Here is an 11,323-nt window from a genome sequence, read left to right on the forward strand (position 1 = left end):
GGTTCGTGGGATTCGTACAACCGTTCATGCCCGGTGAGTAACCCCTCGAACGCTAGACGTGAAGGGGATCTTCCGGGTTGCGTATCAGCCATTGGAATGCGCGAACAGGGCCTGATGCGGGTCTGAGAGAATTGACGAGTGATCTCCCGAATCGATCTGCGCGGCGACGCCCTCCCCGAGGGCCCCGCCCTGCGCGACCTGCTGCCCCGAGCCGACTTCGACGTCTCGGCCGCCCTGGAGAAGGTGCGTCCGATCTGCGAGGCCGTGCATCATCGGGGCGACGCGGCGCTGATCGACTTCGCCGAGAAGTTCGACGGGGTGCGCCTGGAGCGGGTGCGGGTGCCCGTGGCGGCGCTCGAAAAGGCGCTCGAAGAGCTCGACCCCGCCGTGCGCGAGGCCCTGGAGGAGTCCATCCGCCGCGCCCGTCTCGTCCACCGCGAGCAGCGCCGGACCACCCACACGACCCAGGTCGTGCCCGGCGGCAGCGTGACCGAGAAGTGGGTGCCGGTCGACCGGGTCGGGCTGTACGCGCCGGGCGGCCGCTCCGTCTACCCGTCCTCCGTGATCATGAACGTGGTGCCCGCCCAGGAGGCCGGCGTCGCGTCGATCGCCCTCGCCTCCCCGGCCCAGGCCGAGTTCGACGGCCTCCCGCACCCCACGATCCTCGCCGCCTGCGCGCTGCTCGGCGTCGACGAGGTCTACGCCGCCGGTGGCGCCACCGCCGTCGCGATGTTCGCGTACGGTACCGAGTCCTGCCCGCCCGCCGACATGGTCACCGGCCCCGGCAACATCTGGGTCGCCGCCGCCAAGCGCTACTTCACCGGCAAGATCGGCATCGACGCCGAGGCCGGCCCGACCGAGATCGCGGTCCTCGCGGACTCCACCGCCGACCCGGTGCACGTGGCCTCGGACCTGATCAGCCAGGCCGAGCACGACCCGCTGGCCGCCGCCGTCCTCGTCACCGACTCCGTCGAACTCGCGGACGCGGTGGAGAAGGAGCTGGAGCCGCAGGTCGCGGCCACCCGGCACGTCGAGGACCGGATCGTGCCCGCGCTGAAGGGCAGGCAGTCCGCGATCGTCCTGGTCGACGGCATCGACGAGGGCCTCCGGGTCGTCAACGCCTACGGCGCCGAGCACCTGGAGATCCAGACCGCGGACGCGGCCGCGGTGGCCGACCGGGTGCGCAACGCGGGCGCGATCTTCATCGGCCCATGGGCCCCGGTGTCCCTCGGCGACTACGCCGCCGGGTCCAACCACGTGCTCCCGACCGGCGGTTGCGCCTGCCACTCCTCCGGACTGTCCGTGCAGTCCTTCCTGCGGGGCATCCACATCGTCGACTACACGCGCGACGCGCTGGCCGACATCGCCCGGCACGTGGTCACGCTGGCGGAGGCGGAGGACCTGCCCGCGCACGGCGCGGCGATCAAGGCGCGGTTCGACTGGAAGGTACCGACGAGCAAGTGAGCTTCGGAATCGACGATCTCCCCGTACGGGACGAGCTGCGCGGCAAGTCCCCCTACGGCGCGCCCCAACTGGACGTCCCCGTACGGCTGAACACCAACGAGAACCCCTACCGACTGCCCGAGGAGCTGGTCGAGCGCATCGCCGAGCGCGTCCGCGAGGCGGCCCGCGACCTCAACCGCTACCCCGACCGGGACGCGGTGGAACTGCGTACACGGCTCGCCGAGTACCTCACCGACACCTCCGGGCACGAGGTGGGCCTGGCCAACGTGTGGGCCGCCAACGGCTCCAACGAGGTCCTCCAGCAGCTGCTCCAGACCTTCGGCGGACCCGGCCGTACGGCGATCGGCTTCGAGCCGTCGTACTCGATGCACGCGCTCATCTCGCGCGGCACCGGCACCGGCTGGATCCAGGGTCCCCGCAACGCTGACTTCACGATCGACGTCGAGGCGGCCGTGCGGGCGATCGCCGAGCACAGGCCCGACGTCGTCTTCATCACGACCCCCAACAACCCGACGGGCAACTCCGTCCCGCCCGAGACGGTCCTCGCCCTGTACGAGGCCGCCCAGGCGGCGAAGCCGTCCATGGTCGTGGTCGACGAGGCGTACATCGAGTTCAGCCACGGCGACTCGCTGCTGCCGCTCATCGAGGGGCGGCCGCATCTCGTCGTCTCGCGGACCATGTCGAAGGCGTTCGGCGCCGCCGGGCTGCGGCTCGGCTACCTCGCCGCGCACCCGGCGGTCGTGGACGCCGTGCAGCTCGTACGGCTGCCCTACCACCTGTCGGCCGTCACGCAGGCGACCGCGCTGGCCGCCCTGGAGCACACCGACACGCTGCTGAAGTACGTCGAGCAGCTCAAGGCCGAACGGGACCGGCTGGTGAGCGAGCTGCGGGCGCTCGGGTTCGAGGTCGTGGAGTCGGACGCGAACTTCGTGCAGTTCGGGCGCTTCGACGACGAGGGCGGCTCGCACGCCGCATGGCAGAAGATCCTCGACCGGGGCGTCCTGGTCCGGGACAACGGCATTCCGGGGTGGCTGCGGGTGTCCGCCGGAACCCCCGAAGAGAACGACGCGTTCCTCGACGCGGTCCGTGACGTCAAGAAGGAGCAGAGCACATGAGCCGCGTGGGACGCGTGGAGCGAGTGACCAAGGAGACCTCGGTGCTCGTCGAGATCGATCTCGACGGCAGCGGAAAGGTCGATGTGTCGACAGGCGTCGGTTTCTACGACCACATGCTCGACCAGCTCGGCCGGCACGGTCTGTTCGACCTCACCGTGAAGACCGAGGGCGATCTGCACATCGACTCGCACCACACCATCGAGGACACCGCCCTCGCCCTCGGCGCCGCCTTCAAGCAGGCGCTCGGCGACAAGGTCGGCATCTACCGCTTCGGCAACTGCACGGTCCCGCTGGACGAGTCGCTCGCCCAGGTGACGGTGGACCTCAGCGGCCGCCCGTACCTCGTGCACACCGAGCCCGAGAAGATGGCGCCGATGATCGGCGAGTACGACACCACGATGACCCGGCACATCCTGGAGTCCTTCGTCGCGCAGGCCCAGATCGCGCTGCACGTGCACGTGCCGTACGGGCGCAACGCGCACCACATCGTGGAGTGCCAGTTCAAGGCGCTCGCCCGGGCCCTGCGCTACGCCTCCGAGCGCGACCCGCGCGCGGCCGGCATCCTCCCCTCCACGAAGGGCGCGCTGTGAACGGCCTGTCGACCCTGCTGATCGTCGTCGGCCTCTTCCTGGCCGGCGGCATCTACTCCTTCGTCAAGCAGAAGATGCCCAGGAGCCTGATCGTCCTGCTCTCCATCGCCGCCGGGATGTGCCTGGTCGCCGGCGTCATGCGGCTGGAGGTGTGGAGTTGAGCGCCTCCCCGTCGAAGAAGGTCGTCGTCTTCGACTACGGCTTCGGCAACGTGAGGTCCGCCGAGCGGGCCCTCGCGCGCGCGGGGGCCGAGGTCGAGATCACCCGCGACTACGACAAGGCCATGAACGCCGACGGTCTGCTGGTGCCGGGCGTCGGTGCCTTCGCCGCCTGCATCAAGGGCCTGCACGAGGCGCGCGGCGACTGGATCATCGACCGCCGGCTGTCCGGCGGGCGCCCCGTCATGGGCATCTGCGTCGGCATGCAGATCCTCTTCGCGCGCGGCATCGAGCACGGCGTGGAGTCCGAGGGCCTCGACGAGTGGCCCGGTTCGGTCGAGCCGCTCCAGGCCGACGTCGTGCCGCACATGGGCTGGAACACCGTCGACGCGCCGGCCGACTCCCAGCTGTTCGCCGGCCTGGACGCGGACGCCCGCTTCTACTTCGTGCACTCCTACGCCGTCCACGACTGGTCCCTTGAGACGCACAACAAGTCGATGACCGCGCCGAAGGTCACCTGGTCGACGCACGGCAAGCCCTTCGTGGCCGCCGTGGAGAACGGCGCCCTGTGGGCCACCCAGTTCCACCCCGAGAAGTCCGGCGACGCCGGTGCGCAGCTGCTGAACAACTGGATCGGAACCCTCTGATGCCTTCGAAGCTCTCACGGCTCGAACTCCTGCCCGCCGTGGACGTCCGTGACGGCCAGGCCGTCCGTCTCGTGCACGGCGAGTCCGGCACGGAGACCTCGTACGGCTCCCCGCTGGAGGCCGCGCTGTCCTGGCAGCGGTCGGGCGCCGAGTGGCTGCACCTGGTCGACCTGGACGCGGCCTTCGGCACCGGCGACAACCGGGAGCTGGTCCGCCAGGTCACCGAGGCGATGGACATCAAGGTGGAGCTGTCCGGCGGCATCCGCGACGACGCCTCCCTGGCCGCCGCGCTCGCCACCGGCTGCACCCGCGTGAACCTCGGCACGGCCGCCCTGGAGAGCCCGGAGTGGGTCGCCAAGGTCATCGCCGAGCACGGCGACAGGATCGCGGTCGGTCTCGACGTGCGCGGCACGACCCTCAAGGGCCGCGGCTGGACCAGTGAGGGCGGCGACCTCTACGAGGCGCTGGAGCGGCTCGACAAGGAGGGCTGCGCCCGGTACGTCGTCACCGACATCGCCAAGGACGGCACCCTCCAGGGCCCCAACCTGGAGCTGCTGCGCAACGTCTGCGCGGCGACCGACCGCCCCGTGGTGGCCTCCGGTGGCGTGTCCTCGCTGGACGACCTGCGGGCCATCGCCGAACTGGTTCCCCTCGGTGTCGAGGGCTCCATCGTCGGGAAGGCGCTGTACGCGAAGGCGTTCACCCTGGAAGAGGCTTTGGAGGCGGTGGCTCAGTGAGCGATCTGCGACGTGTCGCGACCGGTGCGCCCTGGGAGGAGACCTTCGGGTACTCCCGCGCCGTGGAACTGCCGAACGGCCTGGTGCTGGTCTCCGGCTGCACCTCGGTGGTCGACGGCGAGATCGTCGCGGGCGACCCGTACGAGCAGACCGTCAACGCCTTCAACGTCGCGTTCGCGGCGCTGAAGGAGCTGGGGCTCGGCCGGGACGACGTGGTGCGGACCCGCATGTACATCACCCACGCGCGGGACGTCGAGGAGGTCGGACGCGCTCACAAGGAGCTGTTCGACGCCGTCCGGCCCGCCGCATCCATGATCATCGTCTCCGGCTTCGTGGACCCCAGCCTGGTCGTCGAGGTCGAGGTGGAGGCGTTCCGAGGAGAGAGCGCGCCATGACCCTCGCCGTACGAGTGATCCCCTGCCTGGACGTGGACAACGGCAGGGTCGTCAAGGGCGTCAACTTCCAGAACCTGCGCGACGCGGGCGACCCCGTCGAGATGGCCAAGGTGTACGACGCCGAGGGCGCCGACGAGCTGACGTTCCTGGACATCACCGCGTCCTCGGGCAACCGCGAGACCACGTACGACGTGGTGCGCCGCACCGCCGAGCAGGTCTTCATTCCGCTCACGGTCGGCGGCGGTGTCCGTACGGCCGAGGACGTGGACAAGCTGCTGCGGGCCGGCGCGGACAAGGTCGGCGTGAACACCGCCGCCATCGCCCGTCCCGACCTGATCCGCGAGATCGCCGAGCGGTTCGGCCGGCAGGTGCTGGTGCTGTCGGTGGACGCGCGGCGCACCGAGACGGGTTCCTTCGAGGTGACCACCCACGGCGGCCGCAAGGGCACCGGCATCGACGCCGTCGAGTGGGCGCACCGGGCCGCCGAACTGGGCGCCGGGGAGATCCTGCTCAACTCGATGGACGCGGACGGCACCAAGGACGGCTACGACCTGGAGATGATCGAGGCCGTCCGCAAGCACGTGACGGTCCCCCTGATCGCCTCCGGCGGCGCGGGCCGACTGAACCACTTCCCCCCGGCCATCGAAGCGGGCGCGGACGCGGTCCTGGCAGCCTCGGTCTTCCACTTCGGCGACCTGCGCATAGGAGAAGTGAAGAACACGCTGAGGGAAGCGGGCCACCCGGTGAGGTGACACCGGACTCGGCTTCGGCCCCGGTCGCCGGGTTCGGTGGCCGGGGCTTTCCGGTCTCCTGGCCCGCCCCGCCCCCTCAGATTCCGAGTTCCTTTGCCTCGTGGAGTTTGGCGATTGCTTCCTTGTCGCCCTCCAGGTCCACCTTCGCTGCGCTCTGGCGGCCGTAGAGGAACAGGAGGAGTTCGGAGGGCTCGCCGGTGGCCGTCACCACCGGGGTGCCGCGGTGGGCCACCGCTGTCTGGCCGTCCGGGCGGCGGAGCACCAGGCCGGTGGGGACGCTGCGGCCCATGAGGCGGGCCGTGCGTTCCAGGCGGGACCACAGGGTGTCCTGGAAGACCGGGTCCAGCTCGCGGGGCGTCCAGTCGGGGCGGGCGCGGCGGACGTCCTCCGTGTGGACGTAGAACTCGACCGTGTTCGACAGCTCGTCGACCTGCTTGAGCTGGAACGGCGAGAAACGCGGCGGGCCCGTGCGGATGAGCTGGATCAGCTCCTCGTAGGGCTTCTCGGAGAACTCGGCCATCACCCGGTCCAGACGGGACGCGAGCTGCTTGATCACCAGGCCCCCGGCCGCGTCGGGGCGGCGCTCGCGCACCACCACGTGCGCCGCGAGATCGCGGGTGAGCCAGCCGTCGCAGAGAGTGGGGGCCTCCGGGCCCTCGGCCTCCAACAGGTCGGCGAGGAGAAGTCGTTCACGCTTGGCGAAAGTCGACATGCAGTCAGCCTACGACCGCGTCACCGGTCCGCACAGTGGACACCCCACGGTCACTGTCAGTGGCGCGCGGCACAATGGCAGTCATGACCAGCACGCCCCCGCCCCGCAGCAGTCTCGACCCGGAGATCGCCGCGCGCCTCAAGCGCAGCGCCGACGGGCTCGTCCCCGCGATCGCCCAGCAGTACGACACCGGTGAGGTGCTCATGCTCGGCTGGATGGACGACGAGGCGCTGCACCGCACGCTGACCACCGGCCGCTGCACCTACTGGTCACGCAGCCGCCGCGAGTACTGGGTCAAGGGCGACACCTCCGGCCACTTCCAGTGGGTCAAGTCCGTCGCCCTGGACTGCGACGCCGACACCGTGCTGGTGAAGGTGGACCAGGTCGGCGCCGCCTGCCACACCGGCGCACGCACCTGCTTCGACGCCGACGTACTCCTCAAGGACGGCGCCGGTTCCGGTACCGCCACCTCGGATCAGTAAGGTCAGCCGCCATGGACCTCGAGACCTTCCGCAAGCTCGCCACCGACCGGCGCGTCATCCCGGTCACGCGCAAGCTCCTCGCCGACGGCGACACCCCCGTCGCGCTCTACCGCAAGCTCGCCGCCGAGCGCCCCGGCACCTTCCTGCTGGAGTCCGCGGAGAACGGCCGCTCCTGGTCCCGGTACTCCTTCGTGGGCGTCCGCTCCGCCGCCACCCTCACCGCCCGCGACGGCCAGGCCCACTGGCTCGGCACCCCACCCGTCGGCGTCCCCGTCGAGGGCGACCCGCTCGCCGCCCTGCGCGCCACCATCGAGACCCTGCACACCCCCCACCAGGAGGGCCTGCCGCCCTTCACCGGCGGCATGGTCGGCTACCTCGGCTACGACATCGTCCGCCGCCTGGAGAAGATCGGCCCCGGCGAGCGCGACGACCTGAAGCTCCCCGAGCTCACCATGCTCCTGACCAGCGACCTCGCCGTCATGGACCACTGGGAGGGCTCGGTCCTGCTGATCGCCAACGCGATCAACCACAACGACCTCGACACCGGCGTCGACGAGGCCTACGCCGACGCCGTGGCCCGCCTCGACGCCATGGAGGCCGACCTCACCCGCGCGGTCGCGCAGCCCCCGGCCGTCCTGCCGCCCTCCGAGCTGCCCGAGTACACCGCACTGTGGGGCGGCCCCGACTTCCAGGCGGCCGTCGAGGACATCAAGGAGCGCATCCGGGCAGGCGAGGCCTTCCAGGTCGTCCCCTCCCAGCGCTTCGAGACGCCGTGCACGGCCGGCGCGCTGGACGTCTACCGGGTCCTCAGGGCCACGAACCCGTCGCCGTACATGTACCTCTTCCGCTTCGACGGCTTCGACGTCGTCGGTTCCTCCCCCGAGGCCCTGGTCAAGGTCGAGGACGGGCACGCCCTGGTCCACCCCATCGCCGGCACCCGCTGGCGCGGGGCCACCCCGCAGGAGGACCAGGCCCTCGCCGACGAGCTGCTCGCCGACCCCAAGGAGCGCGCCGAGCACCTCATGCTCGTCGACCTCGGGCGCAACGACCTCGGCCGGGTCTGCGAGCCCGGTTCGGTCGAGGTCGTCGACTTCATGTCCGTCGAGCGGTACTCCCACGTCATGCACATCGTCTCCACGGTCACCGGCAAGGTCGCCGAGGGCCGCACCGCCTTCGACGTCCTCACGGCCTGCTTCCCGGCCGGCACCCTCTCCGGCGCGCCGAAGCCCCGCGCGATGCAGATCATCGACGAACTCGAGCCGTCCCGGCGGGGGTTGTACGGCGGCTGCGTCGGCTACCTCGACTTCGCGGGCGACTCCGACACCGCGATCGCCATCCGTACGGCACTGCTGAGGAACGGCACGGCCTACGTCCAGGCAGGCGCCGGAATCGTCGCCGACTCCGACCCGGTCGCCGAGGACACCGAGTGCCGCAACAAGGCGGCGGCGGTCCTCAGAGCCGTACACACCGCGAACCGCTTGGGCAAGTAGGGCGATTCTCACGGAACCCCGGGTAACCGTTCGCCCGGGGTTCGGGTGATAGTGGGGTACGTGACTGCCGTACCTCACCCCCGTTCCGAAGCCGCAGGACCCGCCAGGGCCGGCCGCCTCAGTCTTGCCGTAGCGCTGCTCGCCGGTGCCCTCGGCGCGGCCGTGGCGCTGCTCGCGACCCGTCAGCGATGGTCGGAGGGCACCGCGACGGTGGCCGGCGGCGCGTTTCCGCTGACCGCCAAGGGCAGCGACGTGACCGGTGTCCCGGCCGCGCTCGCCATAGTGGGCCTCGCCGCGCTCGTCGCCGTCTTCGCCGTACGCAAGGCGGGGCGGCTGCTGGTCGCCGGGGTGCTCGCGCTCTCCGGAGCCGGCATCGTGACGGCGGCGCTGATCGGTGCGGGGGACTCCTCCGCACTGGACGAGCAGGCGGCGAAGGCCTCCGGCGACACCTCGGCGACGGTCGCCGCGCTCAGCCACACCGCCTGGCCCTATGTGGCCGTGGTGGGCGGCGTGCTGATTCTCGTCGCCGGGTTGCTGGCGCTGCGGTACGGGCGGTTGTGGCCCGCGATGTCGGGGCGGTACGAGCGGGACGGGGCGCCTCGGGCACGTCGCAAGGCTGTCGCCGTCGATCCCGACCGGCCCGAGGACATCTGGAAGGCGCTTGACAGGGGAGAGGATCCGACGGGGGCGTAGCGTCGCACCAAAGCGACCCCCGAACACACCGGGCCCCCGCGTACGGAAGAATGGGCCCGACATCACGTACTTCAGCACCTAGGAGCAAGCAATGGCGGGCAGCAGCCACGGTCACACCCCGGCCGCCTGGACCGGTGTCACTATCGCCTTCATCGGTTTCTGCGTCGCGGGCGTCTTCATGGTGATGGCCCAGCCGGCGGGGTTCTGGGCCGGTATGGCGATCGTGGTCATCGGCGGGATCATCGGCTGGATCATGAGCGCGATGGGGATGGGCATGCCCAAGGACGCCCACAAGCCGCTCGTCACCACCAAGGCCGAGACGGCGGACGCCAAGAGCTGACACGCACCGCGTGATGGGGCGGCCCGGCGGAAACCGCCGGGGCCGCCCCTCGCGCGTTCGAGGAGCGGACGGGGGACAATGCCGGACGTGAACGCCGACACGCAGCGAGCGCTGCCCCCCGAAGGACTCCTGGGGCGGCTGGCCGTCCCGGCCGGGATCCTCACGGCCGTCGCCGGGGCCTTCGCGTACGTGGGGACCGTCGACCCCAACCAGCCCGGCCACTACCCGGTCTGCCCGCTCTACCGGTTCACCGGCCTGTACTGCCCCGGCTGCGGCGGACTGCGCAGCGCGCACGCCTTCATCCACGGCGACTTCCTCGCCGCGCTCCAGGACAACGCGATGGCCGTCGTGGGCTATCTGGGCTTCGCCGTGCTGTGGACCGTCTGGGTGGTCCGCGCGGCGCGCGGACGGCCGCTGCGGCTCGCCCTCGGGCCCGTCCAGCTGTGGACCGTGGGGACATTGGCGCTGGTCTTCACCGTTGTCCGGAACCTGCCGTTCGGTGGCTGGCTTCATCCTTGATCAACGGGTGAATGTCCAGGTAGTGGGAACGACGTCAACCGGATGCGAGGCCTACGCCCTCCTGCGGATACCATCGCAGTGACCACTGTTTTCATCGGTCGATGGAACCGCCAACCGTCTGGAAGGGGGCCGCTCGCGTGAGTGTGCTCGACGAGATCATCGACGGAGTCCGTGCCGACCTCGCGGAACGGCAGGCGCGCGTCAGCCTCGACGAGCTCAAGGAGCGCGCGGCGAAGGCTCCCGCCGCCAAGGACGGCGTGGCCGCCCTGCGCGGCGACGGCGTCAAGGTCATCTGCGAGGTCAAGCGTTCCAGCCCCTCCAAGGGCGCGCTGGCCGCGATCGCCGACCCGGCCGGGCTCGCCGCCGACTACGAGGCGGGCGGCGCGGCCGTCATCTCCGTCCTCACCGAACAGCGCCGCTTCGGCGGCTCGCTTGCCGACCTGGAGGCCGTCCGCGCGCGCGTGGACATCCCGGTCCTGCGCAAGGACTTCATCGTCACCTCGTACCAGCTGTGGGAGGCCCGGGCCTACGGCGCCGACCTCGCGCTGCTCATCGTCGCGGCCCTGGAGCAGCCCGCTCTGGAGTCCCTGATCGAGCGTGCCGAGTCCATCGGGCTCACCCCGCTCGTCGAGGTCCACGACGAGGACGAGGTCGAGCGCGCGGTGGACGCCGGAGCGAAGATCATCGGCGTCAACGCGCGTAACCTCAAGACCCTCGAGGTCGACCGCGGCACCTTCGAGCGCGTCGCCCCCGAGATCCCGGCCAACCTGGTCAAGATCGCCGAGTCCGGCGTCCGCGGCCCCCACGACCTGATCGCCTACGCCAACGCCGGCGCCGACGCGGTCCTGGTCGGCGAGTCCCTGGTGACCGGCAAGGACCCGAAGACGGCGGTCGCCGACCTGGTGGCGGCGGGGGAGCACCCGGCTCTGCGCCACGGGCGCGGATGATCTTTCGGTAGGCTTGCCCCGATGACGCTCACGACGACGACCACGGACAGGTACGCCCGCCTCGCGCGCGGCTGCCGCCCCCGTGGTTGTCGCGCGCCCGCGCGAAGGGTGCACGGCCGCAGGGTGAGGTACGTCATCGGAGACGAACCCGGCCAGGTGAACGGCATGCGATGGCAGCGCCCCGTGAGGGGCGCGGGGAACTGCGCGACCAGCCACTGACGGCCCGCAGTCGATCAGTCAATCCCTGGCCCCCACGGCGCTCAGTGTCTTTCATACGCACTC

The 11,323-nt window shown here is 70.9% G+C and carries 16 protein-coding genes; 15 read left to right on the forward strand and 1 reads right to left on the reverse strand.

Annotated elements, in window-relative coordinates:
• The first annotated feature begins 138 nt into the window (after window positions 1-138).
• From hisD to hisF, 8 genes are read left to right on the forward strand one after another with little or no spacing between them, the layout of a single operon-like run.
• Window positions 139-1,464, forward strand: a complete 1,326-nt coding sequence (gene hisD / locus H295_RS0121855; RefSeq protein WP_020137487.1) for a histidinol dehydrogenase — start codon at window positions 139-141, stop codon at window positions 1,462-1,464.
• A complete protein-coding gene (locus tag H295_RS0121860) occupies window positions 1,461-2,579 on the forward strand; it encodes a histidinol-phosphate transaminase (protein ID WP_020137488.1) in 1,119 nt (372 codons plus the stop codon). Before hisD ends, H295_RS0121860 begins: the two co-directional genes overlap by 4 nt.
• Window positions 2,576-3,169 (forward strand): imidazoleglycerol-phosphate dehydratase HisB, encoded by a 594-nt coding sequence (gene hisB / locus H295_RS0121865; protein ID WP_020137489.1) that lies wholly within the window; start codon window positions 2,576-2,578, stop codon window positions 3,167-3,169. The genes H295_RS0121860 and hisB overlap by 4 nt, the downstream gene beginning before the upstream one ends.
• Window positions 3,166-3,330, forward strand: a complete 165-nt coding sequence (locus H295_RS47565) for a hypothetical protein (protein ID WP_020137490.1) — start codon at window positions 3,166-3,168, stop codon at window positions 3,328-3,330. Before hisB ends, H295_RS47565 begins: the two co-directional genes overlap by 4 nt.
• A complete protein-coding gene (gene hisH, locus H295_RS0121875) occupies window positions 3,327-3,974 on the forward strand; it encodes an imidazole glycerol phosphate synthase subunit HisH (RefSeq protein WP_028809617.1) in 648 nt (215 codons plus the stop codon). Before H295_RS47565 ends, hisH begins: the two co-directional genes overlap by 4 nt.
• Window positions 3,974-4,711, forward strand: a complete 738-nt coding sequence (gene priA, locus H295_RS0121880; protein ID WP_020137492.1) for a bifunctional 1-(5-phosphoribosyl)-5-((5-phosphoribosylamino)methylideneamino)imidazole-4-carboxamide isomerase/phosphoribosylanthranilate isomerase PriA — start codon at window positions 3,974-3,976, stop codon at window positions 4,709-4,711. The genes hisH and priA overlap by 1 nt, the downstream gene beginning before the upstream one ends.
• Entirely contained in the window at window positions 4,708-5,106 is a 399-nt protein-coding gene (locus H295_RS0121885; protein ID WP_020137493.1) for a RidA family protein, read from the forward strand. The genes priA and H295_RS0121885 overlap by 4 nt, the downstream gene beginning before the upstream one ends.
• On the forward strand, window positions 5,103-5,858 hold the full coding sequence (gene hisF, locus H295_RS0121890) for an imidazole glycerol phosphate synthase subunit HisF (protein WP_020137494.1): 756 nt from the start codon (window positions 5,103-5,105) through the stop codon (window positions 5,856-5,858). Before H295_RS0121885 ends, hisF begins: the two co-directional genes overlap by 4 nt.
• A 76-nt stretch (window positions 5,859-5,934) precedes the next feature.
• Here hisF and H295_RS0121895 read toward each other — a convergent pair whose 3' ends face one another.
• A complete protein-coding gene (locus tag H295_RS0121895; RefSeq protein WP_020137495.1) occupies window positions 5,935-6,570 on the reverse strand; it encodes a TIGR03085 family metal-binding protein in 636 nt (211 codons plus the stop codon).
• An 83-nt stretch (window positions 6,571-6,653) separates the two neighbouring features.
• Between H295_RS0121895 and hisI the strand changes: the two genes are divergently transcribed.
• The 7 genes from hisI to trpM all read left to right on the forward strand — a co-directional run bounded on the left by hisI (window position 6,654) and on the right by trpM (window position 11,260).
• Complete coding sequence (gene hisI / locus H295_RS0121900) at window positions 6,654-7,052, forward strand: phosphoribosyl-AMP cyclohydrolase (RefSeq protein ID WP_028809618.1); 399 nt, start codon at window positions 6,654-6,656, stop codon at window positions 7,050-7,052.
• Window positions 7,053-7,063: 11 nt separating this feature from the next.
• Window positions 7,064-8,542, forward strand: coding sequence for an anthranilate synthase component I (locus tag H295_RS0121905; RefSeq protein WP_020137497.1), 1,479 nt, complete (start codon window positions 7,064-7,066; stop codon window positions 8,540-8,542).
• 51 nt (window positions 8,543-8,593) lie between these two features.
• The gene (locus H295_RS0121910) at window positions 8,594-9,235 is read left to right on the forward strand and encodes a TIGR02234 family membrane protein (protein ID WP_028809619.1); all 642 of its coding nucleotides are present in this window, start codon (window positions 8,594-8,596) and stop codon (window positions 9,233-9,235) included.
• 91 nt (window positions 9,236-9,326) lie between these two features.
• Window positions 9,327-9,575: an HGxxPAAW family protein gene (locus H295_RS0121915; protein ID WP_020137499.1), complete on the forward strand. Its 249-nt coding sequence runs from the start codon at window positions 9,327-9,329 to the stop codon at window positions 9,573-9,575.
• Window positions 9,576-9,653: 78 nt separating this feature from the next.
• On the forward strand, window positions 9,654-10,094 hold the full coding sequence (locus H295_RS0121920) for a DUF2752 domain-containing protein (RefSeq protein WP_020137500.1): 441 nt from the start codon (window positions 9,654-9,656) through the stop codon (window positions 10,092-10,094).
• 137 nt (window positions 10,095-10,231) lie between these two features.
• On the forward strand, window positions 10,232-11,041 hold the full coding sequence (trpC, locus tag H295_RS0121925) for an indole-3-glycerol phosphate synthase TrpC (protein ID WP_020137501.1): 810 nt from the start codon (window positions 10,232-10,234) through the stop codon (window positions 11,039-11,041).
• Between the two features lie 21 nt (window positions 11,042-11,062).
• Window positions 11,063-11,260, forward strand: a complete 198-nt coding sequence (gene trpM / locus H295_RS48750; RefSeq protein ID WP_078616718.1) for a tryptophan biosynthesis modulator TrpM — start codon at window positions 11,063-11,065, stop codon at window positions 11,258-11,260.
• The last annotated feature ends 63 nt before the right edge of the window (window positions 11,261-11,323 follow it).

Source organism: Streptomyces sp. 351MFTsu5.1 (assembly GCF_000383655.1).
GTDB classification, from domain to species: domain Bacteria; phylum Actinomycetota; class Actinomycetes; order Streptomycetales; family Streptomycetaceae; genus Streptomyces; species Streptomyces griseorubiginosus.

Bases quoted from the DNA above. Each gene is read 5' to 3' on its own strand.
- hisB (WP_020137489.1), top strand. From the start codon at position 2,576: ATGAGCCGCGTGGGACGCGTGGAGCGAGTGACCAAGGAGACCTCGGTG.
- priA (WP_020137492.1), top strand. From the start codon at position 3,974: ATGCCTTCGAAGCTCTCACGGCTCGAACTCCTGCCCGCCGTGGACGTC.
- hisF (WP_020137494.1), top strand. From the start codon at position 5,103: ATGACCCTCGCCGTACGAGTGATCCCCTGCCTGGACGTGGACAACGGC.
- H295_RS0121895 (WP_020137495.1), bottom strand. From the start codon at position 6,570: ATGTCGACTTTCGCCAAGCGTGAACGACTTCTCCTCGCCGACCTGTTG.
- hisI (WP_028809618.1), top strand. From the start codon at position 6,654: ATGACCAGCACGCCCCCGCCCCGCAGCAGTCTCGACCCGGAGATCGCC.
- H295_RS0121905 (WP_020137497.1), top strand. From the start codon at position 7,064: ATGGACCTCGAGACCTTCCGCAAGCTCGCCACCGACCGGCGCGTCATC.
- H295_RS0121915 (WP_020137499.1), top strand. From the start codon at position 9,327: ATGGCGGGCAGCAGCCACGGTCACACCCCGGCCGCCTGGACCGGTGTC.
- H295_RS0121920 (WP_020137500.1), top strand. From the start codon at position 9,654: ATGCCGGACGTGAACGCCGACACGCAGCGAGCGCTGCCCCCCGAAGGA.
- trpM (WP_078616718.1), top strand. From the start codon at position 11,063: ATGACGCTCACGACGACGACCACGGACAGGTACGCCCGCCTCGCGCGC.